The sequence below is a fragment of the Streptomyces sp. NPDC002536 genome, assembly GCF_053594995.1.
The window spans coordinates 1-23,934 of sequence record NZ_JBSFWU010000092.1 but is presented as its reverse complement, the minus strand read 5'-3'; the positions used below and the strand labels follow the sequence as shown (position 1 = coordinate 23,934).

Sequence of the window (23,934 nt, the reverse complement as noted above, 5' to 3'; positions counted from 1 at the left end):
GTGCGGTTCCTGCGGGCACGAGTGGTCGCCCACCTCGCGTGTCGAGCGTGCGGAGGTGCGCTGAGATGCCGCGCACCTACGAGCACGCGGTCCGCGGGCTGCGTCACCCGCACCTGCAGATCGCCAAGTCGCGTTGGGTGTCGCACCGGCTGCGGCGCCCGGGCGGTCCGGCGGTCGAGGGTGTGGCTCTGGCGGTCCTGGACGGCGCGGCGTGTGCCGGGACGGACCCGGAACTGTTCTTCGACAACCACCCGTGCGCGGTCGACGCCGCGAAGGAGATCTGCCGCTCCTGCCCCGTGCGCAAGGCCTGCCGGGCGCGGGCCCTGACCAACGGGGAAGAGCACGGCGTCTTCGGTGGCCTGACGGCCGACGAGCGCGCGGCGCGGCGCAGGAAGGGGCGAGTGGCATGAGCTTCCATCTCCCGCACTCGTCCTCGCAGCCGTACGGGCAGGAGCCGGTACCGGTCGTTCTGGACGCCTACGGGCGACAGGTCTACCCGGTGCCCGTCCCGCCGCCGGCGGTCGGTCATCACTGCGCGGTGTGCCAGTGCGACCGCAGCGCCGCTCCCGCCTCGCGTGGTGCGGTGCGCTGGTCGCCGACTACCGCCGTGGCCGCCGGTGCGGCCGGCGCCCTGGTCGTCGGCGTCGTCCTGGTCGCGCTGCTGCTGTCCGTTGCCGTGGTGGCCGCATCCGTCGCCACCGCCGCGCTCGCCCTGACGGTTGCCGCCGTGGTGCTGCGCTCCCTGCTCCGCGACCAGGCCCAGCCCCAGCGGCTGACGCGCCGCCGCTGATTCCCTCCCAGCCCATCTGACCTTCCCCAGCGCCGCCGGGCCTGTCCGGCCTGTGGTTCGCCCTGCTCGCGCAGGCCCGGGGCGCTGCTCACTTCGTCTGGAGGCCGCCCTCTATGTCCATCCCCGACCGGTCCCGCCCGCCCAGGCCGACCATCGCCTCGCTGACCCGCTACACCACCCAGTTGCAGGGCCAGTTGGCCGAGTTGCGCCACGAGCACGCCGAGCTCCTGGCCGCCGCCCGCACCGCCGTGATCGCGTCCTGGAACGGAGAGACGGAGGCTCTGTCCGTCCTCGTCGACGCCCTCGACCGCCTGGACGCGCTCCCGGAGTACACGCCGCAGCTGACCTCCCAGGCCTTCGAGGCCCTCGGCCCGGCCGGGGCGCCGCTGGTGGGAAGGCGGATCGCGTGAGTGCCCGGACCCGCTGTCGGGTGTGCGGCTGGCGCCGCTCCTACCGCCGCCCGTACGCGGCCCGCCGCGCCGCCCGCACCCACACCTGCCACCCCAACTACCTGAACGGAGGCCCGCAGTGAGCACCTTCTCCTGGCCCGACGGCCGCCTGATCGCCTTCGACACCGAGACCACCGGAACCAACTGGGACACCGACCGCCTGGTCGCGGCCACCGTGGCCGCGGTCGGCGACGGCGCGGACCCGCAGGTGACCACCTGGCTCATCAACCCCGACACCGACATCCCCGCCGAGGCGACGGCCGTGCACGGCATCACCACCGACCGCGCCCGCGCCGAGGGACGGCCGGCCGCGGAGGCGATCGGGGAGATCACGGGCCTGCTTGCGTCGCTCATGGGCGACGGACACCCGCTGGTCGTCTTCAACGCCCGCTTCGACCTGACCCTCCTCGACCGCGAATGCCGCCGCCACGACCTCGTCCCCCTGCCCAAGCGCTTACAGGGCAGTGAACTGGCCCCGGTGATCGACCCATTGGTCATCGACAAGCAGGTCCAGCCCTACCGCCGCGGCTCCCGCCGGCTGCCGGATGTGTGCGCGCACTGGAAGGTCCGCCACGACCGCGCCCACGACGCCACCGCCGACGCCCTCGCCGCCGCGCGCCTGGCCTGGCGCTTCGGCCACCTCTACCCCCGGCTCGGCGCCATGGACCCGCGCACCCTGCACGCCCTGCAGGTCGCCCGGGCCGCGGAGCAGGCCGTCAGCCTCCAGGCCTACCTGCGCCGCAGCAACCCCAACGCCTACGTCGAGCCCGCCTGGCCGTACGTCCCCCACACCACCACCTCCGCCAACTCCTCGGAAGGAGCCGCACGATGACCGGGACCACCCCCAACACCTCGCTCGCGCACCTCCTGGAGCTCGCTGCCGACTACCGGCGCCGGGCCGACCGCACCCTCGCTGAGCGTCGCCGGAGCCGGCAGGCCTACGAGCGCCAGGCCGCGGCGATCACCGCGAGCAACTTCGTCCTGAACAGGTTCTGGAGCCTCCTCGGCAAGGTTCTGCCTGCCGAGGCCTGGCAGGGCTACCCCAGCAGCGTGCGGGACCCCCGCACGACGGCGGTGGCCCACCTCGGAGCCGGCCTGTTCCTGATGCACAGGGCCAAGCGCGACGGTTGCGGCGACGACGAGTGCGGGTGCCGGCACACGGTGACCTTGCTGCGTCCCTGCCAGTGCGGCGACTACATCGAGGACGTGGTCGACACCGAGTACGACCTGGCCTTCATCCTCAGCAGCATCGACAGCACGACGTGTGTGGGGCTGTGCACCCCGTCCGGCTGGCACGAGGCCCCGTGGGAGTGATCGGCATGAGCTCTCCCCTGCCCGACGGCACCGTGATCATGGACCCGGTCCTCCGCCGCGGCCGCTACCTCGCCGTCGGCACGCAGCCCCCCGGGCACTTCACCGTCCGCTGGCACGCGTGGGACGCCGACGGCGCCTACATCGGCTTCGCCACCGATCCCGGACTGCTGTCCCTGCTCATCGCCCAGCACGAACGCCACGACGACCAGTAGCCCTACCGGCCCGCCCCGAAGCCCCCGCCGAACCCCGCGCCCGGGGCGGGCCCCTTCCTCCCCATGCTGCTCTTCGCCCGAGACGGAGACCCCTGCTGATGTTTCCCACCCTGCTGGCCGCACCCGCAGCGCCCGCGGTGACGGTGTCGATCACCCTGCTGCTGATCGTCCTGGGGATCGCGATGTGCGTGTGGGTCGGACACCGCTGGTCGACCCTGCTCGTCGGCCTGCTGATCGGCCTGTTCCTGACCGGCACCGGCATCGCCGACGGCACCAAGAAGGCCGTGACCACGGTCGCGACCACCACCCTCAGCATGCTGTCGGACGCGGTCCGGTGAACGGCGCCATGACTACACCCGAGAACTCCGACCTTCGCCGGGACTGGATGCTCGATGTCGGCATGAGCGCCGTCGGCCTCGCGGCCGCCGCATCCTCCTACGCCGCCCTGCAGGACCTCGCACTGCGAACCGGCTGGTGGCCCTGGCTGTCCTGGCTGCTCCCACTGACCGTCGACGCCTACGCGATGACGGCCGTGCGGGTGTGGCTGGGCCGCTCCACCCGCAACGCCCACGCCCGGACCTGGGCCAAATACAACGCCGTTGGCGGTATCGCGCTCTCGGTCGCCGGCAACGCCGTCGACCACGCCACCGCGGCCAAGGTGCTCGTGATGTCGTGGCCGCTGATCGTGGCGGTCTCCGCGATCCCGCCCGTGGTCCTGGGCCTGCTGGTCCACATGGCACACCTGCGCAACCAGCCCCCTGCCAGCATCCCGAACGCCAACACCGCCGCAGCCAACAGCGCCCCTGCCGAGACCGCCGGGGAAGCGCCCCCTGCCACCCCGCCACAGCAGCCTGCCGACGAGACCGGCGCAGCAGCCCCGCCGCCCGCTTCCGTGGAGCCCCGCGCTCCCCGTGAGGTGCCGCAGCCGCGGCGCCAACCTCGAAGGGCCGTTCCGGGCACTCGACAGCGGGCCCTGCCGCCCGGCAAGAGCGACGAGGAGCTCATCGCCTCGGCCCGGCAGCGCATGGCCGACGGCGGGGAGGTCTCGGCTACATGGCTGATCAAGACCTACGGCATCGGCACCGGCCGCGCCGGCCGCATCCGCGACGCCGCCACCCAAGTCGCCCAGCCCGCGCCCGAACCCACCGCCGCCCCTGACGAGCCCGGCCCGCAGCGCATCCACCTGCCTGCTCCGGAGCCCGCCGAACCGGACGAGACCCCTGACCACCACGACTCCACCGATCCCGACAAGGAGCCCCGCTCCATGACCACCGACGCCCCGCAGCACACCCCGCGCCCCGACGACCACGCCCAGGACATCGACGACACCGTGAAGGAGGAAGCCGCATGACACCCCTGCTGCAAGCCCTGCCGATCGCCGCACCCGCCGCCGGATGGGCCGCCCACGCCTTGTTCCTGGCACGCCGCCTGCGAACCGTGCGCACCGACCCCGTCTCGGGCCTGATGTGCCGCGCGGAATTCACCAGCAGGGCCTTGCGCGCAATCCGCCACCCCCAGGCTGCTGTTGTCCTGCTCGACCTGGACGACTTCAAGTGCGTCAACGACACCTACGGGCACGGCGCCGGGGACGAGACCCTGACCGCGATCGGCCGACGGCTCGACGCCTGGTGCGCGCGGCGGCAGGGCTTCGCCACCCGACTCGGGGGCGACGAATTCGCCGCCGTCATCCGGCTGGCGCCCGACGCCGACCTGCACGCGGAGCTGTTCTACGGCCTGTGGCAGCAGCTCGCCGAACCGGTCGAGGCCGGATCCGCGATCGTCGACCCCTGCGCCTCGATCGGGATCTGCCGGACCACAGACCGCCCCGGGGCCGGCCTCTCGGGCCTGATGCGCGGTGCGGACGAGGCGATGTACCGCGCCAAGCGCCTCGGGCACCGCTGGCAGTCCGCCCTGGCCATGGACGTCTACGCCACCGTCGGCGGACGCCGGATCGGACGCCCCGGCACGGCCCTGGCCGCCACCGCGAACCGGAAGGGGGCGCGGTGATGACCTTCTTCGAGCGCGAGACCACCACCGTCCGCATCCCCAAGCAGCGCTTCGGCTCCCGGCAGAACCCGGTCGTAGTGGTCCTGCCCGAGCAGCTCACCTGGCGCCAGCGCCTCGCTTTCGCCATCGGCCGCGCGGCCTGGAAACGCCGCCGCGTCTTCCTCCCCCTCACGGCCTCGATCGCCTGCCTGCTCGCTACTGCCGTCGCCCACGCAGCCACCCCGCAGCTGTGGGCCGGACTCGCCTTCGTCGCCGTCTCGGGACCGATCTGGCTGGTCTGGGTCGAGCACCAACGCCCCGCAGGAACCCGGCGTGTGAAGGCCTGGCGCTACGCCGTGGCCGCCAAGGTCCTGGTCGCCGGGGCCTGGGCCGCGGCCTGCATCGCCTTCGGCCCGTTCACCAGCGTCCTGCCGCTGGTGTGGCTGCTGCTCACCATCACCGGCCACGTGCTGTGGCTGCGCACCCGCCGGACCAACCCGAACTCGACTGAGGAGAAGAACGCCTGATGGCCACGCCCCCTCCGCCCCCTCCCTTCAACGGCCCCTGGGCCGCCGGCCCGGGTAGGCAGCAGCAAAACGCCTGGAAGAACGCCAACGGCACCCGCGGTGGCGGTGATCGCTACCGCACCACCAATCGCGCCAGCGAATACCACTTCCACTTCGGCAACCAGAACGGAGGCAGCAGCCGCGGTGGTGGCGCCAACGGCGACTCCGGATTCTTCCGCCGTGACGGCCGCAGGCAGGGCGGCACTCACAGTCCGCTGGCCGACCCGGAGTTCTTCTCCAACGTCGACATCCGCAACTACTGCGAGCGGGGCCGCCAGCTGTTCCTGCAGCTGTCCTTCGAACTCGCCAACGCCTCCGAGGTCCTGCACGCCGTCCTCAAGGAAGTGCCCGACCCCGAGGGCAAGGCGTTCGGGTCGCGGATGCGGGCCCGCCGGGTGGCCAAGCGGATGAAGAAGGCCGCCGAAGACACCCGCGACACCGCCAAGAACCTGGCCGCCACCTACGCAAGCTTCCAGCGGGAGTTCGACCCCGAACTCGCTCCCTACCGCACCCGCCAACGGCCCAACCGGCGCTTCGACTTCAACAGCTGACCCCACCCGCACACCGGTCCACCCCCGCACGTGAAGGAGGCCCGAGGGCCGTGCCCCAGACCACCCCCGAGCAGCTCCACGAACTGCAGCTGCGCGCCGCATCCGGCGGCGGTGGCGTCGTCGAGTACCTGCTCCACCGCGTCAAGCCGCACCTGCCGCCGTGGCTCGCGGGCGCCGGGACCGGCCTGGCCTCCCTCCCCGCGCACTACTACTGGGCCAACAACGCTGCCGCCGCGGCCGGGTTGACCCTGGCTTCGGTGGCCCTGACCGGGGTGACCTGGTGGGCGGGCAAGGCCACCACGCAGCAACGCCGCCTGCACTCCGCAATCACGATCGCCGCAGGCACCACCTGGTTCACCGCGGCATCCATCGCCGGACCGGACGCAGGTCCCTTGGGCAGCCTGTACTTCATGGGTGCCCCGGCGCTGGCTCTGTCCTGGAACATCCGTCTGGTCCTGCGACGCAACCCCGATGCCGCGGCTGGCAGCGCGGACGGTGGACTGCTAGAGAAGGTCGGCCTGGCCAAGACCCAGATCACCCGCAGCACCGTCGCCCCCAACAAAGCCACCTTCGACCTGCAGCTCCCGCGCGGCGAACTCACCACCGATGACGTCACCAAGGCCATGCCGCTGCTCGCCAGTGCCCTCGACGTCCCCAAGAACGCCGTACGCGTGACCCCCGACCCTGACTCCGCCTCCCGCGCCCAGCTCACCATCGTCCCTCACGACCTGCTCAAGAACACCGTCCCCTACCCCGGCCCCTCCCACCCCGGCGGCTCCATCGCCGACCCGGTCCACGTCGGCATCTACGAAGACGGCACCCCGGCCGTCCTGTACTTCCCCGGCGACCCGCAGGCCGGCCGCAACGCCATGCACCTGCTGGTCATGGGGATGACCGGCTCGGGCAAATCCGAGGGCGGCCTGACCGCCCTGGCCGAGATCCTCTCCCGACGGGACGTCGTGGTGTGGGCCTCCGACCCCGGCAAGGACGAACAGACCCTCGGCCCCCTGCTGCCCGCGATCGGCTGGGCCGCACTGAACGTGAAGTCCACCGAAGCTCTCATCGAGGCCCTCAAGGCCGCCATTCCCGAGCGCACCAAGTGGCTGGCGAAGCACGGCTACAAGCAGTGGGTTCCCGAGTGCGCCGAAACCCAGGCGGATGGCTCCCCGGGCATGCCCTACCTGATCGGTTGGTTCGAGGAAGCAGCCAAGACCATCCGTGAGACCGACGAGGACGTCTTCACCGGCATCTCCCAGGAAGCCCGCTCCGCCGGCATCAGCCTGGTCGTCTCGATGCAGCGCGCCTCCGGTAACCAGGTCTCCACCGACACCCGCGCCTCCCTCGGCTCCTCCTGGTGCTTCGGCGTACGCAACGAGCGCGACGCCGGGTTCGCCCTCGACGACGAGGTCCTCGACGCAGGCGCCGCACCCCACCTGTGGAAGGACAAGAAGCCCGGCTACAGCTACCTGGTCGCCAACGGCGTCCCCGAGACCTTCTGGGCCACCCCCACCCGCTCCTACCTCACCCCCCGCGAATACCTCGACTGGGTCGTCCTGACCTTCGCCTCCATCCGTGCCGCCCTCGACCGCGTCACCACCGACGCTGCCACGCGCGCCGCAGGACGCCACTTCACCCAGTGCACCCGCTACCCCCTGCCCGGCACCACCAACACTCCGTCGCAGGAGAACACCGTGACCACCTACGACCGCGAGCCCTACGGCCCGGACGAGGAAGACGACTACGCCGACGCGCACGAGCACCAGGCCGACGACGGCCTCTACGACGAGGACGACGACGGCATCGAAGCCGAGCACGAAATCCCCGAAGTCTCGCACGTGGTCCAACTTGCCGAACGGCCCCAGGAAAAGCCCCGCGAGCACATTTCCCCGGCGCAGGCCCGTCGGGCCATGGAGGAAATCCTCGACGAATTCGAGGCCGAAGGCCGCACCCTCGTCAGGCCCGTCGACTTCATGAAGCACTGCGACCGCTACGGGCGCGGCCGCTCCTGGGTTTCCGGCCAAGTCGCCGCCCTCATCATTGCCGGCCGCCTGGCCGAGACCGGCGAAATCGGCGAGTACCTGATCGTCCGTGACGACGAAGCAGCCTGACGGCCCTGACGCGTCAGACGCGTCTAACGCTCCTGACGGCGCCGGGCCCCCAACGCGCGGGTCATGTGCATGCGCGAGCGCCGTCTGACGCGTCTGACACCCCCAGCCTGACACCCCGGCCTGACACCCCTGACACCCGCCAGGAGAGACCACATCCGATGCCCCACGGCACCCCGCAGCAGCCCTCCCGGCCCGAGCACAGCACAGCGCTCGCCCAAGCACTCGCCGCCGCAGGCAAGGGCCTCCCCGTGATCCCGCTGTCGCGCACCAAACTCCCCGCGGTGCGCTCGCCCCACCGCGACGAACCTCCCGCCCACCGCCGATGCCGCGGGCAGTGCGGCCGGCTCGGGCACGGCGTCCACGACGCCACCACCGAACCCGAGGTGATCCGCGCCCTGTTCGCCGCTGCGCCGTGGGCCACCGGCTACGGCATCGCCTGTGGCCGGCGCCCGCACCACCTCATCGGCATCGACCTCGACGTCAAGCACGGCCAGGACGGCATCACCGGCTTCGCTGAACTCGCCGACGACCACGGCTTCACGCTCCCCGGCACCGTCACCGTGCTGACCCCTAGCGGCGGCCAGCACCGGTGGTTCTCCGGCCCCGCCGACGCGCACGTCCCCAACTCCGTCGGCAAGCTGCACCCGGGCATTGACGTCCGCGGCTCCGGCGGGTACCTCGTCGGCCCCGGCTCCCTCACCACCGCCGGCCGCTACCTCCTCGACCCCAACTCACCCGCACTTCCCGCTGCACACGTCCCCCCACAACTCCTGCAACTCCTCACCCCGCCCAAGCCACACCCTCCACGCACGCCGAGCGCTGCGATCGGGACCTCGGGCAAACGCGCCACCGCACTGGTGCAGTTCGTCCTGGACTCCGTTCCCAACGGCAAGCACGGCACCGGCCGTAACGACCGCCTGTACTGGGCCGCCTGCCGCGCCTACGAAACCGGCGGACCGGACGCCGCGAACATCGCCGCCGCCCTCGTCCAAGCCGCCGTCCACAAAGGCCTGCCCGCAGCAGAAGCCCGCGCAACCGTCGACTCCGCCGCACGCAACACCCCCCGGAGCAACGCGTGAGCGCACAGCACAACGGCACCACCAGCACGACCGAACTCGCCCGCGAGCTCCTGCAGGACCAGGGCGTCGACCCTGACAAGAAAGGCCCCTCCCAGGCATCACAGCTCGCTGCCCTGGCGCGCGAACGCTACGAGCTGTTCATGTCCGACGACGGCCGCCCCTACGGCGTCACCATCGGCGGCCCCAACATCGCCCTGCCCCTGCGCGGCAAGGCCGGCCTGCGCTCCCAGCTCGCCCGCATCTTCGCCGACACCAACAACGGCACCGTCCCCTCCCAATCGGCCCTCGCCGACGCCATGACCGTCCTGGAAGGAGTTGCCTCTATGGCCGACCCCCGCACACCTCAACTACGCGTCGCACGCCACGAGGAACAGATCATCATCGACCTCGGCACCACCGACGGCCGCTGCGTGGCCGTCAACACTGCAGGCTGGCAACGCCTGCCCGCGTCCCCCGTCACCTTCCGCCGTTCCGGCGCCATGAAGCCCTTGCCCGAACCCGTCCGCGACGGTGACGGACTCGCCCAACTCCGCAGCATGCTCAACACCACCGACGACGGCTTCCGGCTCCTGACCGCCTGGCTCGTCGCCGCGTTCATCCCCGACCTGCCCCACCCGATCCTCGCCTTCCGCGGCGAGCAGGGCACCGGCAAGTCCAAGGGCGCCGCCATGGTCATCGGCATCGTCGACCCCTCCGGTGCCCCCAAACGCTCCGCACCCCGGGACCTGAAGTCCTGGGCCGTGCAGGCCTTCAACTCCTGGGCCATCTGCCTCGACAACGTCTCGGTCGTCCCCGACTGGCTCTCCGACGCCCTGTGCCGGGCTGTCACCGGCGACGGCATAGTCGACCGCGCCCTGTACACCGACGACGACGTCGTGGTCCTCGAGTTCCGCCGCGTCCTGGCCATGACCACCATCGATGCTGGAGCCCTCGCAGGCGACCTGGCCGAACGCCTGCTGACCATCGAGCTGCAGCTCATCCCCGACCACAAACGCCGCGAGGAAGCCGAACTCGACCAGGCCTACGCCGACGCCCACCCCGCCATCCTCGCCAGCCTCTTCGACCTCCTCGCCCAGGTCCTCAAGGCCCTGCCCGACATCGAACTCACCGAACGCCCGCGCATGGCCGACTTCGCCCGCGTCCTGGCCGCCGTCGACCACGTCACCGGCTGGAACACCCTCAACTCTTACAAGGCCACCGCAGCGGACGCCGTCGCCGACGTCCTCGACGGCGAACCCTTCGCCCAGGCCGTCGTCGACCTCGTCCACGCAGCCGGCCCCAACGGCCTTGCCCTCACCGCAGCACAGCTCCTGGAAGCCGTCGCCGCACCCGAGAAGCTCCCCAAGAAATGGCCCAAAGACCCCACCCGCGCCGCCGGACAACTCAAGCGCCTCGCCCCGGCCCTGCGCACCGTCGGCATCGACCTCGACGACTCCCAACGCCAGCCCCACGGCAACCGCTCCCGCCTCTACCACCTCACGACCACAGAGAGGCACAGCAATCCAGCACCCGGAGCACCCACAGCACCCAAAACCCACCCTGACCAGCAAGAATCTGCGGGCGCTGACTCACACCCCAGCACCCGCACCAGCACCCGCAGCACCCGCGAACCCGCACCATCGGGTGCTGCGGGCGCTACACCGGGCGCTGCGCCATACACAGCACCCGCAACCGTCACCACCCCTGACCAGGCCAAACACCCCTCTCCGGGTGCTGCGGGCGCAGCGGGCGCTGAAATGCAGCACCTCTCTAAAGCCACCACCCCCACCCCGCTGTGCATCGAGTGCGACACCCCGCTCGCCGACTTCCTCACCGCCGCTGGCGAGACCACTCACCCCGGCTGTGACCCCACGCTCACGCCCAGGAGCTGACCCATGCACATTCGCCTCCACGGCACCGAAGACGAATGCCGACGCACCGCCGACCATCTCAGCCGTGTCTTGGACGTCCTCGCCATCAGCCGCGCCTACCCGGACCGTCCACCGAGCCGCCTGGTCCGCATGTACCTCACCATCAACCCGCCCGCCGCCCGATCGTCGAAGGAGAAGTGATCACCCTGGGACGCGCCGCCGACCCCCGTCTTCGACTCGTCGACGTCCTGGAAGAACTGGGCATGTCTCGCTCGGCTTTCTACCGCATGCGTGCCCGCGGCAGGGCACCCAAGTGCAGCAAGCTCCCTAACGGCCAACTCCGCTTTCGCCGATCCGATCTGGATGCCTGGTGGGCTACCTGCGACGCGGACGGAGGTCACGAGTGGGCCTGAGCTACCGAGTCCGCTTCTGGAAGATCCGCGAGCGCTCCGATCGCCGCACCCCGTTCCAGGTGCGGTGGACGGTCGGCATTCGGGAGAAGTCGGAGTCCTTCGCGACGAAAGGACTCGCCGAAAGTCGGCGCTCGAAGCTGATGACGCTGGCCCGCGAAGGGGAACCCTTTGACGAGCAGACCGGTTTACCGGCCTCCGAACTGCGGGCCATCAAGCAGAAGGTCACGTGGTACCAGCACGCTCGCGACTACATCGAAATGAAGTGGGACTCGACCCCGGGTCCCACCCGCCGGACCCTGGCAGATGCCCTAGCCACGATCACCCCTGCGCTCATCGCACCTGGAGCCGTCTACCCGGAACACCGGGTTCTGCGCCGGGCCTTGTACAGCTGGGCTTTCAACAAGAAGGCCTGGAACGAAGCACCTCCCGAGGAGTGGCGCCGCGCGCTCAGCTGGATTGAGCAGCGTTCCCTCCCCGTTGGCGCGCTCGAAGATTCTCTCGTCGTGCGCCGGGCCCTGGACGCGCTGAAGCTCCAGCTCGACGGAAGGCAGGCTGCCGCCAAGACCGCCCTACGCAAGAGAGCCGCCTTCAGCGATGCCCTCGGCTTCGCGGTAGAGAAGGGGTATTTCACCGCCAATCCTCTCGCTGGTGTGAGATGGCAGGCGCCGCAGTCCACGGAGGAAGTTGACCCCGAGTGCGTGCCCAACCCCGCCCAAGTAGGCCGACTTCTCGAAACCGTAGGCAGTCTTCGAGGTCGCGGCCCGCACCTCAAAGCGTTCTTTGGTTGCCTGTACTACGCCGCCATGCGTCCGGCTGAAGTGATCAGGCTGGAGCTCCCGCAATGCCACCTGCCCGAGAAGGGGTGGGGACTTCTGACGCTGCGTGGCGGGGTCGTCCTGGCCGGGAAGGCGTGGACGGACGACGGCACAGCGCATGAGGTCCACTCGCTGAAGAAACGGGCGCTGAAGGACACAAGACCCGTCCCCATTCCTCCCGAGTTCGTCGCCATGTTGCGCGACCACGTAGACCGCTACGGCACGGCCGCCGACGGTCGTCTCTTCCGCAGTGGCCGCGACCTCTACGTCCAGTCCGGCGCCTACAACAAGACTTGGAAGAAGGCCCGTGAAACCGGCCTCTCGGAGCAGGAACAAGCCTCTCTGGTCGCCAAACGCCCCTACGACCTGCGCCACGCGGGCATCTCCTTCTGGCTCCACTCCGGCGTTGACCCGGCCGAATGCGCCCGCCGCGCCGGCCAGAGCATCGAGGTTATGCTCCGCGTCTACGCCAAGGTGATCGCACAGGGCCAGGAGCGAGCGAACCGCCGGATCGAGGCAGCCATGAAGGAGTGGAGTTGAGGGCCTGACTGGCTGGCTGGCCACGAGGCACACAGAGCTAGAACATATGCACAGTTCCGAAAGCCCCGAGTGGATTACCCAAGGCGCTGGTCACGGACTACCAGGTGCTCGGTTGGGCAAAGCCTGCCCGTAAGTGGTCTGTGGCATCCCGACCGCCGCCGCGAGCCTTCAGCGCCCAGGCCCCTGGCCGAGACTGGTCAAGGGCCTGGGCTTCGTGTGCGCGGACCGCTTACTCCCGGAGCAACTCGACTGGATAGCCGAGCTGGGGCCCCTTCGTTGACCTCTTGGCCACAGTGGCGCGCGGCTGGCCGTTCGGGCTAACGGGCGCAGACAGGGGCGTCGGCCCGGGCGACGCCCCCGCGGTGGAAGAAGCGCCTTGCCCGGGGTAGGGAAAGCTTGGCTCTTCCAGGCTTGGGCCGTGACTGGTCCGGAAACGCTGGTCGGCCCTGGGACAGTGGCGGGACAAGGTGGTGCGTACGCCGCATCGCGGGCCGCTTGGTGGCCGGCGCCCGGCTCCTCGTCGAAGGGCCTCCGACCCGCTTCGCCGCAGCTCAGAGGCCTTCCCAACTCCCCTAGAAGAAGCCGAGCTTCTTCGGCGAGTACGACACGAGCAGGTTCTTCGTCTGCTGGTAGTGATCCAGCATCATCTTGTGCGTCTCCCGCCCGATCCCCGACTGCTTGTACCCCCCGAACGCGGCGTGAGCCGGATACGCGTGGTAGCAGTTGGTCCAGACACGCCCCGCCTGGATGGCGCGGCCCGCGCGGTAGGCCGTGGTGCCGTTGCGGGTCCAGACGCCGGCGCCGAGGCCGTAGAGGGTGTCGTTGGCGATGCCGATCGCGTCGTCGAAGTCGGTGAAGGAGGTGACGGCCACGACCGGGCCGAAGATCTCCTCCTGGAAGATGCGCATGCGGTTCGTGCCCTCGAAGACCGTGGGCTGGACGTAGTAGCCGCCCTTGAGTTCGCCGCCGAGGTCGGCGCGGGTGCCGCCGGTGAGGATGCGGGCGCCCTCCTGCTTGCCGATGTCCAGGTAGGAGAGGACCTTCTCCAGCTGGTCGTTGGAGGCCTGGGCGCCGATCATCGTGGCGGTGTCGAGGGGGTGGCCGGGGACGATGGCCTCGGTGCGGGTGATGGCCGCTTCCAGGAAGGAGGCGTAGTGGCCGCGCTGGACGAGGGCGCGGGAGGGGCAGGTGCACACCTCGCCCTGGTTGAGGGCGAACATGGTGAAGCCCTCAAGAGCCTTGTCGAGGAAGTCGTCGTCGGCCGCCGAGACGTCGTCGAAGAAGATGTTCGGGCTCTTGCCGCCGAGTTCGAGGGTGACGGGCTTCAGGTTCTCCGAGGCGTACTGCATGATCAGCCGGCCTGTTGTCGTTTCGCCGGTGAACGCGATTTTCGCCACGCGCGGGCTGGAGGCCAGCGGCTTGCCGGCTTCCACGCCGAAGCCGTTGACGATGTTCACCACGCCCGGCGGGAGGAGGTCCGAGACCAGGTCCAGCCAGACGTGGATCGAGGCGGGGGTCTGCTCCGCCGGTTTCAGGACCACCGTGTTGCCGGCCGCCAGGGCGGGAGCCAGCTTCCAAGTGGCCATCAGGATCGGGAAGTTCCACGGGATGATCTGGGCCACCACGCCCAGCGGTTCGTGGAAGTGGTACGCGACCGTGTCCTCGTCCAGTTCGGACAGGGAGCCCTCCTGGGCCCGTATCGCGCCCGCGAAGTAGCGGAAGTGGTCGACGGCGAGCGGGATGTCGGCGGCGAGGGTCTCGCGGACGGGCTTGCCGTTCTCCCAGGACTCGGCGACCGCGAGCAGCTCCAGGTTCTGCTCCATGCGGTCGGCGATGCGGTTGAGCACCGCGGCCCGTTCGCCCGGGGACGTGCGGGCCCAGCCGGGGGCCGCGGCGTGGGCCGCGTCCAGCGCGGCCTCGACGTCCTCGGCCGTGCCGCGCGCGATCTCGGTGAACGGCTGCCCGTTCACCGGGGTCGGGTTCTCGAAGTACCGGCCCTGCTTGGGCGGTACGTACGCGCCGCCGATCCAGTGGTCGTAGCGCGAACGGTAGGAGACGATCGCGTCAGGGGAGCCGGGGCTCGCATAGCGGGTCATGGGACGCCCTCCGGTTGCCGGTTGCCGGTCGACTGTGCGGGAGGACGCTAGCGCCGGACAGGTTGCGCGAACGTTGCCCGCAGCAGGCGCGCCCGTACCGCGACCGAGCGGCGGTGCGCCGCGCTCTCCGGGAGCGCGGCCAGTAGCCGTTCCCACACCTCCAGGTCGTCCTCGCCCCAGGGGCTGTCCGCCCACGACTGCAGGGCGCCCGCGTCCCCGCTGCCCAGGACCGCGCGCCGCAGCCGGTCCTCCAGCAGGCGGCGCAGTCTGCGGACGCCCGGCGCCTCGGACAGGGGGAGGAGGGGGCCGTCGTAGTGGTCGAGTGCCGTGCGGAGGTCGCCGGTCGCCAGATGGTGTTCCACGTGGGACGCGTCCGTTTCCACCGGGGCGGACAGCCGGTACGGGCGCGAGCCCAGCAGCGGGCCCACCAGGCGCCGCAGCCGGGACAGTTCGGCGCGCAGCGTCACCGGCGGCACGGCGCGTTCGCAGCCGTAGAGTTCGGCCGCCAGGCCGTCGCCGGTGAGGCCCTCGGGGTGGGCGGCCAGCAGCACCAGGATCTCGCTGTGCCGGCGGCCCAGCCGTAACCGGCGGCCGGCCCCGGCCAGCAGCGCCTCGTCCCTGCCGAGCGCCGACAGCGACCAGCCGCCGGCCACGCCGCCGCGGTCGGCGGCCAGCTGGGCCTCGGCCGCGCGGGCCGTCGCGCGGACCAGCGCCAGGCAGTGCGGGGCGGCGAGGTGGTCGCCGCCGGTGATGTCGACGGCGCCCAGCAGCCGCCCGGTGCGCGGGTCGTGGACGGGCGCGGCGGCGCAGGTCCACGGCTGCACCAGCCGGTTGTAGTGCTCGGCGGCGACGATCTGCACCGCGTGGCCCAGGGCGAGGGCGGTGCCCGGTGCGTTGGTGCCGGCGTGCCGCTCGTCCCAGCGGGCGCCCGCGACGAAGTTCATGCGCTCGGCCCGGCCGCGCAGTCCGGGGTGGCCCTCGACCCACAGCATGCGGCCCGCCGCGTCGCAGACCGCCAGCAGGTGCGTCCCGTCGTCGGCGAGGGAGCCGAGCAGCTCGCGGAAGAGCGGCATCGCCCGGGCCAGGGGGTGCGCCCGGCGGTAGCCCTCCAGGTCGGGGCCGGACAGCTCGACGGGGGCCAGGAATTCGGGCGCCGCCAGGGCGGCCGCCGAGCGCCGCCAGGACGCGGCCACCAACTCCGCGTGGGTGCTGGCCACGAGGCACCTCCTCGAAGGTCGTGGTGCGGGAGCGGTGCGGGACGGGGCCGTACGGGGTACATCCGGAACAGGCAGGGGATTGCAGTGAGCACGTCACACGAGACCACGCGCGACGGCACTGCACCACTCCGCGCGGCCCTGCCCACTCGTATCCCCGAACCCCTCTCCGGAACTCCCCGGACCCCAGGAACGGATGGAAGCATGTCCTCCAAGGTGCTCGCCGACATAGTCGAACGGACCCTCGCCGCCTACGTCACCACGTTCCTCGGCCTGCTCATCGCCGACGGAGCGAACCTCGCCAGTGTCTCCGCCGTCAAGGCCGCCGCCATCGCCGCGATACCCGCCGCCCTCTCCGTGATCAAGGGGGCCATCGGGAGCCGCTTCGGGGACAAGGACAGTGCCGCCTGGCTCCCGCGGCGGCTTCGGCAGCAGGCATAAGCAGGCGTAGCGGAATCCCTCCCTTCACACGGGGTGTGCGCGATGCGCCCGTGCACACCCCCTCGCACACGTTCCCGGACCGGCCCGCCGCGCGGAAGACTCTCTCTTGCGAGTCCCACTTGGCGCGACGGGACCGGGCCCCGGTCCATCCCCCCGAGCCGGCGGCCCGCCGCCCCGTACCGCCGGGCGGACGGTACGGGGCGGGGCCATGCACCCGGGTGCAGTACGCACCCCGCCTTCGCTCCGCACGGAGCGGGTGCAACGATGTGCGGGTCATGAAAAGTGGGCAGCAGGCGGGACAAGTGCCGCGAGCGTTGCGAGCCGCCGTGTTCGCAGCGGTCTGCGTGCTGCTCGCCGCCCTGGGCCACGCCGTCATGTCCGGGACCACGGTTCCCTGGTGGGCCGTCGCCGTCGCGCTGACCGGAACGGGCAGCTGCGCCTGGTTCCTGGCGGGACGTGAACGCGGGCCACTGCTCATCACGCTCGCCACGGTGGGCGCGCAGACGGGTCTGCACTCCTTCTTCTCGGTGGCGCAGAACGTGGCGCAGCGGGCCGCGGCCGGTACGGTGCCGTTGCCCCCCGCCGGGGACCACCTCACCTGCGGCGGCCTCCCGTCGATGGCGACGACGACGCCCATGCCCATGGACCACACGTCCATGGGCCACATGTCGATGGGCGCCGGCCACGGTGCCCTCGGCATGTGGTCCGCGCACGTCCTGGTCGCCGTCGTCTGCGGCATCTGGCTCTCCGGCGGCGAACAGGCCGCCTTCCGCCTCGGCCGCACCATCGGCGCGCGGCTGCGTGCCCCGCTGCTCTTCCTCTTCCACGACGTACCGGCCCGCTCCGGCCCGCCGCGCATCCGCGCCGACCGGTCGCGCGCCGCACAGCGGCTGCGCCGGCTGCTGTACGCCCATGTCATCGCCACGCGTGGTCCGCCGGCCGCCCGTGTCGCCTTCTGCTGACGGCTTCTGCTGACGGCCGACGGCGACCGACCAGGCCGAACACGTCACCGGGCCGCCCGAACCCCACGCGGCAGGGCGCCCGGACCCCAGGAAGGACCCAGGGCGATGACCCCTGCCCGAACAACCCTGTTGGGATTGATTTCCCCGGATTTCACGGATTCCGTGGATTCTCCGGATTCACCGGCTTTGTCAGCCGATGTCCAGACCCCTTGCCAGCGCCTTGAGCCGCAGCGCCCGTTCGCCCCAGCGGCGGCACTCGGCGCACCCGCGCAGGTGCGCGTCGAGCGCCGCGCCGGTCGTGCCCGGCGGCAGCTCCTCGCGGTCGACGCGGGCGGATACGGCGGTACGGGCCTCACTGCAATGCACCCGGCCATCGTCGCAGGAGGCCGCCGTGCGTGACGACGAGACGGTGACCGCCTGGGCGCTCGCCGCCCGCAGCGGCGACGCCGACGCGGTGGAGCGCTTCATCCGCGCGACGCAGAGCGACGTGCGAAGGTACGTGGCCCGGCTGAGCAACGACCCGCAGGGCGCGGACGACCTCGTGCAGGAGACGTACCTGCGGGCCCTGCGCTCGCTGGCCCGCTTCGAGGGCCGTTCCTCGGCCCGCACCTGGCTGCTGTCCATCGCCCGCCGCACGGTCGTGGACCGGCTGCGCTTCCAGGCGGCGCGGCCGCGGCTGTCCGACACCGACGACTGGCTGTCGGCCGCCGAACGCGCCCAGTCCGCCGGGCTGCCGGGCTTCGACGAGGGCGTGGCCCTCTCGCAGCTGCTCGACCGGCTGCCGTACGAGCGCCGCGAGGCGTTCGTCCTGACCCAGCTGCTCGGACTGCCGTACGCCGAGGCCGCGGTGGTCGCGGGCTGCCCGGTCGGCACCGTGCGGTCCCGCGTGGCGCGGGCCCGCGAGTCGCTGATCGGCCAGCTGGAGACGGCCGAACGCGGTGTGCCGGTGCGCGTACCGGCCATGGCGGGGTAGGCGGCACCGCGTACGAAGGGGGCCACGGGCGCTGTCGCCCGTGGCCCCCTTGCGCGTGCCGGGTCAGTTGCCCGGCCGGACGACCACCGCCTCGGCCCGCACCTCGCCGCTCTCGCGGAAGCGCAGGACGAACGGGAGCCGGTCGCCGACGCGCAGCCGCGGCGGCCCGGACACCATCACGTCCAGCTCGTGCGGGGACATCTTCAGCGTGCCGTGCGCCGGGACGGTCGCGGAGTGCACCATCCGCATCGTTCCGGCGCCGTTCTTCACGACTGTGCGGCTGAGCATCGCGCCGCGGGCCGAGGGGACGTCGACGCCGACGAGCTCGTCGTCGGTGTCCCCGTCGTTGCGCAGCCGGAAGAAGGCCGCGGTGTCGTCCGTCCCGAACGGGACCAGGAGGCGCGCGTCCTCGACGGTCACGGAGGCGGGGCGGCCCGCGGCGCCGGAGGCCGTCCAGGCGGTCAGCCCGCCGAGGGCGACCGCACACGCGGCGACGGGCACGAACGCCGCGCGGGCGGTGCGCAGCAACGAGTCCTTCATCACGATTCCTTACGATCCTTACGCGTCGGAGCGGGGCGCCGGGACCGGCCGGTCCGGGCCGGTACCGGCTGCCAGCCGCGCAGCCGCAGGCTGTTGCCGACCACCAGGAGGGAGCTGACCGACATCGCCGCCGCGGCGACCATCGGGCTCAGCAGCCCGACCGCGGCGAGCGGCACGGTCACCAGGTTGTAGCCGAACGCCCAGGCGAGGTTGGCCCGCACGGTCACCGAGGTGCGCCGGGCCAGGCGCACGGCGTCGGCCAGGGCGCCCATGTCCTCGCGGACGAGGGTGACGTCGGCGGCGCCGATGGCCGCGTCCGTGCCGCTGCCCATCGCGATGCCGAGGTCGGCGCCCGCGAGGGCGGCGGTGTCATTGACGCCGTCGCCGATGACCGCGACCCGGTGGCCCTTCGCGCGCAGCGCGCGCACGAGCCCGGCCTTGTCCTCGGGCGTGGCCCGCGCGTGGACCTCGGTGATGCCGAGCTCGGCCGCGACGGTGCGGGCCGCGGCCTCGCTGTCACCGGTGGCCAGCACGGGGCGCAGGCCGAGCCGCTTGAGGTGGTCGACGGCGCGGTAGCTGCCGGCCCGTACGGTGTCGCCGAGGGCGATGACGGCTTCGGGGGTGCCGTCCACGGTGATGACGACGGCTGTGCGGCCGTCCTGTTCGGCAGTTCGCACTGCTGCCACGAGGGCCTCGGCGAGGAGGGTTTCTCCGTCCGGCCGCGTCACCTCGACCCGCCGGCCCTCCACCGTCGCGCTGACGCCGACGCCCGCCGTTGCCGTGAAGTCCGTTGCCGGCGGCAGTCCGCCGGCCGTCGCGTGTGCGTGGACCGCCCTGCCCACCGGGTGTTCCGAGCCGGACTCGGCCGCCGCGGCGAGGCGGACGGCCTCCTCGGCGCCGAGGCCGCCGGGGCGGGGCGTCACCGCCGTCACAGTCATCGAGCCCGTCGTCAGCGTGCCCGTCTTGTCCAGGACGACCGTGTCCACGCGCCGCAGGCCCTCCAGCGCCTGCGGGCCGCGGACCAGGATGCCCAGGCCCGCGCCGCGGCCCGTCGCCGCCAGCAGGGCGGTGGGGGTGGCCAGGCCCAGGGCGCACGGGCAGGCGACCACCAGCACCGCGACCGCCGCGGTGACCGCCGCCTGCGGGGACGCGCCCGCGCCGAGCCAGAAGCCGAGGACGGTGACGGCGACGGCGAGGACCGCCGGGACGAAGACGCCCGCGACCGCGTCCGCCAGCCGCTGCACCTTCGCCTTGCCGGCCTGCGCCTCCTCCACCAGCCGGGCGATCCGGGCCAGTTGGGTGTCCGCGCCGACCGCCTCCGCCCGTACCTCCAGCAGTCCGCCGGAGTTGACCGCGCCGCCCACCACGGGCGAGCCCGGACCGGCCTCCACGGGCGCGCTCTCGCCCGTGACCAGGGACAGGTCCAGCGCCGAACTGCCCGCGACGACCGTGCCGTCGGTCGCCACGCGCTCCCCGGGACGCACCACGAAGCGGTCGCCGACCCGCAACTCCGCGATCGGGACGCGGTGTTCGGTGCCGTCCGCCGCCCGGACGGTCACGTCCTTGGCGGCGAGGGAGGCCAGGGCCCGCAGCGCCGAGCCCGTGCCGCGGCGGGCCCTGGCCTCCAGCAGCCGGCCGGTCAGGACGAACAGCGGGACGCCGACGACCGCCTCCAGGTACACGTCCGCCGTACCGCCCGACATCGAGGGCACCAGCGTGAACGGCATCCGCATGTCCGGGTCCCCGGCGCCGCCGAGGAACAGGGCGTACGCCGACCAGGAGTACGAGGCCAGCACGCCCAGCGAGACCAGTGTGTCCATCGTCGCGGCCGAGTGCCGCAGCCCGCGCAGCGCCCGCTCGTGGAACGGCCACGCGCCCCACGCCGCGACCGGCGTCGCCAGTACGAAGCACAGCCACTGCCAGTTGCGGAACTGCAGCGCGGGAACCATGGAGAGCACCAGCACCGGTACGGACAGCAGGGCCGTGAGCAGCAGCCGGGTGAGGGCCGCAGTGCCGGGCCCGTCGTCGTCGGGTGCGGCGGGCCGCTCGGGCTCGGGCAGCGCGGCCGTGAAGCCCGCCCCCTCCACCACGGCGATCAGCTCGGCCGGCGTCACGGCCGCGGGGTGGCTGACGCGGGCGCGGCCGGTGGCCAGGTTGACGGTGGCGCGCACGCCGTCCAGGCGCCCGAGCTTCTTCTCGATGCGGGCCACGCACGCGGCGCAGGTCATGCCGCCGACGATCAGCTCGGTCTCGGTGGCCGGAGGTGTTGTCGCGGTGCTGCTCATCAGTGGCCCATCCCCGGCATGCCGTCCATGCCGCCGCCGCTGCCGCCGGACCCGGAGCCCGGGCCGCCGCCGGTGCGGTGCATGCCGGGGGAGACGGGCCCGGCCGCGGAGCCGACGGCGTACGCGACGCCGAAGAGTGCGGTCAGGAGCAGGGCGAAGCCGATCAGTGCTGCGTACGGACTGAGGGGGTGACGTGCGGTCATCGGGGCATCGTGGCACGGCCCGGCGCGCGATCCGGGCCTTGCGCCCGTTGCGCGGCACGTGAGGATTGTCCCTTTCGCGGCCGGGAACCAACGGCCCCGTCCGGCCGACTACCTGGAGATCGAGGAGCGTTCCGGAAGCCTCCTGCGAACCTCTGCAAACCACTGCGAACCTCCGGGAACTCGAACGCCGGTCCGTACGACTTCTCAGGGGTCCACGACTTCCTGAGGAGACTCCCGCCGTGCCGCCGTCCGAACCCGTGCATCTCTCCGGTTCCGCGTACAAGCGCGATCCCTACCCGCTGTACGCGCGGCTGCGCGAGGAAGGGCCGATCCACCGGGTGCTCTTCCCCAGCGGCGTCACCGCCTGGCTGGTCACCGGCCACGCCGCCGCCCAGAGCACCCTCGCCGATCCCCGGCTGGGCAAGAACCACGCGCGCGGCAACGACCGGTGGCGCGCCCGCGCCTCGATCATGCCCGAGCCGCAGCACTCGCAGCTCCAGGTGCACCTGCTGCACCAGGACCCGCCCAAGCACACCGCCATGCGCCGGCTGATCACCGACGCCTTCGCGCCGCGTCGCGTCGAGGAACTGCGGCCGCGCTTCCAGGAGATGGCGGACGCGCTCGTGGACGGGATGCCGGCCGGTGCCGACGCCGTCGACCTGGTGCAGTGCTTCGCCGCCCGGTTCCCCTTCCAGGTCCTCGCCGAGACCATCGGGCTCCCCGCGCACCTCGCCGCCCGCTTCCGCCGCGAATGGGGCGGCGTCGTCGCCCCCGTCGGCCCGGAGGACCCGCGGCGGCCCGCCTACGAGGAACTGCTGCGCGGGCTCCAGGGCTACATCGCCGACGTGGTGGCCGACCGGCGCGAGCACCCCGGCGACGGTCTGCTCGGCCGGCTGGTCGCCGCGCGCGACGCGGGCGAACTGTCGCAGGAGGAGCTGGACTCCATGATCTTCCAGCTGCTGGTGGCCGGGCAGGAGCCCGTCACCAACCAGATCACCACCGCCCTGGTGTCGCTGTTCCGCCACCCCGAGGCCCTGGAGCGGCTGCGTTCCGAGCCGGAGCTGATGCCGGCCGCCGTCGAGGAACTGATGCGTCTGGACAGCGCGTTCGAGCTCACCACCTGGCGCTTCCTGGCCGAGGACGCCGAGCTGCACGGCACGCGGGTGCCCGCCGGGGACTCCGTGATCGTCTCCCTCTGCGCCGCCAACCGCGACCCCGAGCGCTTCCCCGACCCCGACACGCTCGACCTCGACCGGCAGCAGGGCCCGCACCTGGGCTTCGGGCACGGCGTCCACTTCTGCCCCGGCGCCGCCCTCGCTCGCATCGAACTCCAGGTCGCCCTCGGCACCTTGATCCGGCGGCTGCCGGGCCTGCGGCTCGCCGTGCCGGAGGAGAAGCTGTCCTGGATCCCGGCCGTCCTCGGCCGGGGCACGGCCGCACTGCCCGTGGCCTTCGACGGGGCCGTGTGCCCCCGTACGCGGGTGACCCCGGCATGATGCACAGCACCCTGGCCGGGACCTCGGTCGACGCCCGTGTCCTCGGCCTGCTCCTGCCGTACCACCGGACCACCGGTCCGGCGTCCGCCGATCCGCGGGACCATCCGGAACAGCTCGACCAGATACGCACGTTCACCGAGCGCGGCGAGCCCGTTCTGTTCACGCTTCCCGGGTTCCCGTGCAAGTCCCCCAACCCCGAGAAAGTCCTCGGCCACCTGCCGGACGAGGGCGAACGGCTCTCGCTCTCCTTCCTGGACGGGCTCTGCGCGCGCATCGGCGAGATCTACGCGCCCGGGGCGCGGATGGTGATCTGCTCGGACGGCCACATCTTCGCGGACCAGATCAAGGTGTCCGACGCGGACATCGACGCCTACGGGGACGAACTGCGGTCCCTGATCCGGCGGGAGGGGCTGCAGCACCTGGAGACCTTCGACCTCCGGCAGGTCCACGGGGACCTGCCGCACGAGGAGAAGCGGCGGCTGGTGACGGAGGCGTACGCGCCGCCGCTGGATGCGCTGCGGGCACAGACACGGACGGACGAGGAGACCGCGCGGCTGTACCGCGGCATCACGCGGTTCCTGGTGGAGGACACGCCTGCGGGGTACGCGGGCAGCCGGTCCGCGCTGCAACGGGAGTGCCGGGCGCGGGCGTACGAGGTCATCGCCCGGAGCCGGGCGTGGGGCGACCTGATCGCCGACCACTTTCCGCGGTCGGTGCGCCTGTCGATCCATCCGCAGCCGATGGGGGCGGGGAAGTTCGGGATCCGGCTGCTGGAGAGCGTCGACGCGTGGGCCACTCCGTGGCATTCGGTGGCGGTGCGGGGGCCCTGGCCGGGAGCGCGGTTGATGCGGCGGGCGGAAGCCGAGGGGATGGGGCGATTGGTGTGGCGGGAGGGGCGGCCCAGCCATTACGTGGTGGGGTAGGGGGAGGGGGGCTGGGGGGGGGGGGCCCCCCCCCCCCCGGGCGGGGGGGGGGGGGGCGGGGTGGGGCCCGGGGGGGGTCTCTCCTGGGGTGGTTTGATGCGCGACACACGGGTGCCCCTCTCCCGGGG

Annotated in this window: 29 protein-coding genes; 23 read left to right on the top strand and 6 right to left on the bottom strand. The window is 72.2% G+C overall.

Features of this window, described 5'->3' with window-relative positions; genetic code table 11:
- Positions 1-65 precede the first annotated feature (65 nt).
- The 18 genes from ACWD4B_RS27355 (at position 66) to ACWD4B_RS27270 (ending at position 12,673) form a co-directional block, all read left to right on the top strand.
- The gene (locus tag ACWD4B_RS27355) at positions 66-410 is read left to right on the top strand and encodes a WhiB family transcriptional regulator (protein ID WP_451423255.1); all 345 of its coding nucleotides are present in this window, start codon (positions 66-68) and stop codon (positions 408-410) included.
- On the top strand, positions 407-790 hold the full coding sequence (locus tag ACWD4B_RS27350) for a hypothetical protein (RefSeq protein WP_451423254.1): 384 nt from the start codon (positions 407-409) through the stop codon (positions 788-790). Before ACWD4B_RS27355 ends, ACWD4B_RS27350 begins: the two co-directional genes overlap by 4 nt.
- Before the next feature lie 113 nt (positions 791-903).
- Positions 904-1,200, top strand: a complete 297-nt coding sequence (locus ACWD4B_RS27345) for a hypothetical protein (protein ID WP_451423253.1) — start codon at positions 904-906, stop codon at positions 1,198-1,200.
- Positions 1,197-1,322, top strand: coding sequence for a hypothetical protein (locus ACWD4B_RS27340; protein WP_451423252.1), 126 nt, complete (start codon positions 1,197-1,199; stop codon positions 1,320-1,322). The genes ACWD4B_RS27345 and ACWD4B_RS27340 overlap by 4 nt, the downstream gene beginning before the upstream one ends.
- Positions 1,319-2,071, top strand: coding sequence for an exonuclease domain-containing protein (locus ACWD4B_RS27335; RefSeq protein WP_451423251.1), 753 nt, complete (start codon positions 1,319-1,321; stop codon positions 2,069-2,071). The genes ACWD4B_RS27340 and ACWD4B_RS27335 overlap by 4 nt, the downstream gene beginning before the upstream one ends.
- Positions 2,068-2,553 (top strand): hypothetical protein, encoded by a 486-nt coding sequence (locus tag ACWD4B_RS27330; RefSeq protein ID WP_451423250.1) that lies wholly within the window; start codon positions 2,068-2,070, stop codon positions 2,551-2,553. Before ACWD4B_RS27335 ends, ACWD4B_RS27330 begins: the two co-directional genes overlap by 4 nt.
- 5 nt (positions 2,554-2,558) lie before the next feature.
- A complete protein-coding gene (locus tag ACWD4B_RS27325; RefSeq protein ID WP_451423249.1) occupies positions 2,559-2,765 on the top strand; it encodes a hypothetical protein in 207 nt (68 codons plus the stop codon).
- 98 nt (positions 2,766-2,863) lie between these two features.
- A complete protein-coding gene (locus ACWD4B_RS27320; protein WP_451423248.1) occupies positions 2,864-3,103 on the top strand; it encodes a hypothetical protein in 240 nt (79 codons plus the stop codon).
- An 8-nt stretch (positions 3,104-3,111) separates the two neighbouring features.
- Positions 3,112-4,116: a DUF2637 domain-containing protein gene (locus ACWD4B_RS27315; protein ID WP_451423247.1), complete on the top strand. Its 1,005-nt coding sequence runs from the start codon at positions 3,112-3,114 to the stop codon at positions 4,114-4,116.
- The gene (locus ACWD4B_RS27310; RefSeq protein WP_451423246.1) at positions 4,113-4,772 is read left to right on the top strand and encodes a GGDEF domain-containing protein; all 660 of its coding nucleotides are present in this window, start codon (positions 4,113-4,115) and stop codon (positions 4,770-4,772) included. Before ACWD4B_RS27315 ends, ACWD4B_RS27310 begins: the two co-directional genes overlap by 4 nt.
- Positions 4,772-5,278 (top strand): hypothetical protein, encoded by a 507-nt coding sequence (locus tag ACWD4B_RS27305; RefSeq protein ID WP_451423245.1) that lies wholly within the window; start codon positions 4,772-4,774, stop codon positions 5,276-5,278. Before ACWD4B_RS27310 ends, ACWD4B_RS27305 begins: the two co-directional genes overlap by 1 nt.
- Positions 5,278-5,868 carry a plasmid transfer protein TraA gene (gene traA, locus ACWD4B_RS27300; protein ID WP_451423244.1) on the top strand — a complete coding sequence of 197 codons (591 nt, stop codon included), beginning with the start codon at positions 5,278-5,280 and terminating at the stop codon, positions 5,866-5,868. Before ACWD4B_RS27305 ends, traA begins: the two co-directional genes overlap by 1 nt.
- Before the next feature lie 50 nt (positions 5,869-5,918).
- Positions 5,919-7,976: a plasmid transfer protein TraB gene (traB, locus tag ACWD4B_RS27295; protein WP_451423243.1), complete on the top strand. Its 2,058-nt coding sequence runs from the start codon at positions 5,919-5,921 to the stop codon at positions 7,974-7,976.
- Between the two features lie 158 nt (positions 7,977-8,134).
- Positions 8,135-9,055, top strand: coding sequence for a bifunctional DNA primase/polymerase (locus tag ACWD4B_RS27290; protein WP_451423242.1), 921 nt, complete (start codon positions 8,135-8,137; stop codon positions 9,053-9,055).
- Complete coding sequence (locus ACWD4B_RS27285) at positions 9,052-10,926, top strand: ATP-binding protein (protein WP_451423241.1); 1,875 nt, start codon at positions 9,052-9,054, stop codon at positions 10,924-10,926. Before ACWD4B_RS27290 ends, ACWD4B_RS27285 begins: the two co-directional genes overlap by 4 nt.
- A 3-nt stretch (positions 10,927-10,929) precedes the next feature.
- Positions 10,930-11,106 carry a hypothetical protein gene (locus ACWD4B_RS27280; RefSeq protein ID WP_451423240.1) on the top strand — a complete coding sequence of 59 codons (177 nt, stop codon included), beginning with the start codon at positions 10,930-10,932 and terminating at the stop codon, positions 11,104-11,106.
- A gap of 5 nt (positions 11,107-11,111) precedes the next feature.
- On the top strand, positions 11,112-11,318 hold the full coding sequence (locus tag ACWD4B_RS27275; RefSeq protein ID WP_451423261.1) for a helix-turn-helix transcriptional regulator: 207 nt from the start codon (positions 11,112-11,114) through the stop codon (positions 11,316-11,318).
- On the top strand, positions 11,309-12,673 hold the full coding sequence (locus ACWD4B_RS27270) for a tyrosine-type recombinase/integrase (protein ID WP_451423239.1): 1,365 nt from the start codon (positions 11,309-11,311) through the stop codon (positions 12,671-12,673). Before ACWD4B_RS27275 ends, ACWD4B_RS27270 begins: the two co-directional genes overlap by 10 nt.
- A gap of 572 nt (positions 12,674-13,245) precedes the next feature.
- Here ACWD4B_RS27270 and adh read toward each other — a convergent pair.
- Together adh and ACWD4B_RS27260 are read right to left on the bottom strand one after the other, a co-directional pair.
- Positions 13,246-14,769 carry an aldehyde dehydrogenase gene (gene adh, locus ACWD4B_RS27265; RefSeq protein ID WP_451423238.1) on the bottom strand — a complete coding sequence of 508 codons (1,524 nt, stop codon included), beginning with the start codon at positions 14,767-14,769 and terminating at the stop codon, positions 13,246-13,248.
- 47 nt (positions 14,770-14,816) lie between these two features.
- Positions 14,817-15,986, bottom strand: a complete 1,170-nt coding sequence (locus ACWD4B_RS27260) for a GAF domain-containing protein (protein ID WP_451423237.1) — start codon at positions 15,984-15,986, stop codon at positions 14,817-14,819.
- Positions 15,987-16,187: 201 nt separating this feature from the next.
- On the opposite strand from ACWD4B_RS27260, the gene ACWD4B_RS27255 reads away from it, so the two are divergent.
- Together ACWD4B_RS27255 and ACWD4B_RS27250 are read left to right on the top strand one after the other, a co-directional pair.
- On the top strand, positions 16,188-16,424 hold the full coding sequence (locus tag ACWD4B_RS27255) for a holin (protein WP_451423236.1): 237 nt from the start codon (positions 16,188-16,190) through the stop codon (positions 16,422-16,424).
- 326 nt (positions 16,425-16,750) lie between these two features.
- Positions 16,751-17,386, top strand: coding sequence for a hypothetical protein (locus ACWD4B_RS27250; RefSeq protein WP_451423235.1), 636 nt, complete (start codon positions 16,751-16,753; stop codon positions 17,384-17,386).
- A gap of 189 nt (positions 17,387-17,575) precedes the next feature.
- Here the strand turns inward: ACWD4B_RS27250 and ACWD4B_RS27245 are convergent, their stop codons facing one another.
- The gene (locus tag ACWD4B_RS27245; RefSeq protein ID WP_451423234.1) at positions 17,576-17,752 is read right to left on the bottom strand and encodes a zf-HC2 domain-containing protein; all 177 of its coding nucleotides are present in this window, start codon (positions 17,750-17,752) and stop codon (positions 17,576-17,578) included.
- A 25-nt stretch (positions 17,753-17,777) separates the two neighbouring features.
- Between ACWD4B_RS27245 and ACWD4B_RS27240 the strand changes: the two genes are divergently transcribed.
- Complete coding sequence (locus tag ACWD4B_RS27240; protein WP_451423233.1) at positions 17,778-18,359, top strand: sigma-70 family RNA polymerase sigma factor; 582 nt, start codon at positions 17,778-17,780, stop codon at positions 18,357-18,359.
- Between the two features lie 63 nt (positions 18,360-18,422).
- On the opposite strand, the gene ACWD4B_RS27235 is transcribed toward ACWD4B_RS27240, so the two are convergent.
- Genes ACWD4B_RS27235 through ACWD4B_RS27225 form a run of 3 tightly spaced genes read right to left on the bottom strand, consistent with a single transcriptional unit; the run spans position 18,423 to position 21,387 of the window.
- Positions 18,423-18,899 (bottom strand): copper chaperone PCu(A)C, encoded by a 477-nt coding sequence (locus ACWD4B_RS27235; RefSeq protein ID WP_451423232.1) that lies wholly within the window; start codon positions 18,897-18,899, stop codon positions 18,423-18,425.
- Complete coding sequence (locus tag ACWD4B_RS27230; RefSeq protein WP_451423231.1) at positions 18,899-21,184, bottom strand: heavy metal translocating P-type ATPase; 2,286 nt, start codon at positions 21,182-21,184, stop codon at positions 18,899-18,901. The genes ACWD4B_RS27235 and ACWD4B_RS27230 overlap by 1 nt, the downstream gene beginning before the upstream one ends.
- The gene (locus ACWD4B_RS27225) at positions 21,184-21,387 is read right to left on the bottom strand and encodes a hypothetical protein (RefSeq protein WP_390779196.1); all 204 of its coding nucleotides are present in this window, start codon (positions 21,385-21,387) and stop codon (positions 21,184-21,186) included. The genes ACWD4B_RS27230 and ACWD4B_RS27225 overlap by 1 nt, the downstream gene beginning before the upstream one ends.
- A gap of 239 nt (positions 21,388-21,626) precedes the next feature.
- Here ACWD4B_RS27225 and ACWD4B_RS27220 point away from each other — a divergent pair, with 239 nt between their 5' ends.
- Positions 21,627-22,883 (top strand): cytochrome P450 family protein, encoded by a 1,257-nt coding sequence (locus ACWD4B_RS27220; protein ID WP_451423230.1) that lies wholly within the window; start codon positions 21,627-21,629, stop codon positions 22,881-22,883.
- Positions 22,880-23,806, top strand: coding sequence for an L-tyrosine/L-tryptophan isonitrile synthase family protein (locus ACWD4B_RS27215; protein WP_451423229.1), 927 nt, complete (start codon positions 22,880-22,882; stop codon positions 23,804-23,806). The genes ACWD4B_RS27220 and ACWD4B_RS27215 overlap by 4 nt, the downstream gene beginning before the upstream one ends.
- Positions 23,807-23,934 lie beyond the last annotated feature (128 nt).

Excerpts from the sequence above, each read along its gene's own strand:
- ACWD4B_RS27310 (WP_451423246.1), top strand. The coding sequence starts at position 4,113 with ATGACACCCCTGCTGCAAGCCCTGCCGATCGCCGCACCCGCCGCCGGA.
- ACWD4B_RS27355 (WP_451423255.1), top strand. The coding sequence starts at position 66 with ATGCCGCGCACCTACGAGCACGCGGTCCGCGGGCTGCGTCACCCGCAC.
- ACWD4B_RS27290 (WP_451423242.1), top strand. The coding sequence starts at position 8,135 with ATGCCCCACGGCACCCCGCAGCAGCCCTCCCGGCCCGAGCACAGCACA.
- ACWD4B_RS27345 (WP_451423253.1), top strand. The coding sequence starts at position 904 with ATGTCCATCCCCGACCGGTCCCGCCCGCCCAGGCCGACCATCGCCTCG.
- ACWD4B_RS27320 (WP_451423248.1), top strand. The coding sequence starts at position 2,864 with ATGTTTCCCACCCTGCTGGCCGCACCCGCAGCGCCCGCGGTGACGGTG.
- ACWD4B_RS27330 (WP_451423250.1), top strand. The coding sequence starts at position 2,068 with ATGACCGGGACCACCCCCAACACCTCGCTCGCGCACCTCCTGGAGCTC.
- ACWD4B_RS27280 (WP_451423240.1), top strand. The coding sequence starts at position 10,930 with ATGCACATTCGCCTCCACGGCACCGAAGACGAATGCCGACGCACCGCC.
- ACWD4B_RS27305 (WP_451423245.1), top strand. The coding sequence starts at position 4,772 with ATGACCTTCTTCGAGCGCGAGACCACCACCGTCCGCATCCCCAAGCAG.
- traA (WP_451423244.1), top strand. The coding sequence starts at position 5,278 with ATGGCCACGCCCCCTCCGCCCCCTCCCTTCAACGGCCCCTGGGCCGCC.
- ACWD4B_RS27215 (WP_451423229.1), top strand. The coding sequence starts at position 22,880 with ATGATGCACAGCACCCTGGCCGGGACCTCGGTCGACGCCCGTGTCCTC.
- ACWD4B_RS27325 (WP_451423249.1), top strand. The coding sequence starts at position 2,559 with ATGAGCTCTCCCCTGCCCGACGGCACCGTGATCATGGACCCGGTCCTC.
- ACWD4B_RS27315 (WP_451423247.1), top strand. The coding sequence starts at position 3,112 with ATGACTACACCCGAGAACTCCGACCTTCGCCGGGACTGGATGCTCGAT.
- ACWD4B_RS27225 (WP_390779196.1), bottom strand. The coding sequence starts at position 21,387 with ATGACCGCACGTCACCCCCTCAGTCCGTACGCAGCACTGATCGGCTTC.
- adh (WP_451423238.1), bottom strand. The coding sequence starts at position 14,769 with ATGACCCGCTATGCGAGCCCCGGCTCCCCTGACGCGATCGTCTCCTAC.
- ACWD4B_RS27235 (WP_451423232.1), bottom strand. The coding sequence starts at position 18,899 with ATGAAGGACTCGTTGCTGCGCACCGCCCGCGCGGCGTTCGTGCCCGTC.
- ACWD4B_RS27255 (WP_451423236.1), top strand. The coding sequence starts at position 16,188 with ATGTCCTCCAAGGTGCTCGCCGACATAGTCGAACGGACCCTCGCCGCC.
- ACWD4B_RS27230 (WP_451423231.1), bottom strand. The coding sequence starts at position 21,184 with ATGAGCAGCACCGCGACAACACCTCCGGCCACCGAGACCGAGCTGATC.
- ACWD4B_RS27350 (WP_451423254.1), top strand. The coding sequence starts at position 407 with ATGAGCTTCCATCTCCCGCACTCGTCCTCGCAGCCGTACGGGCAGGAG.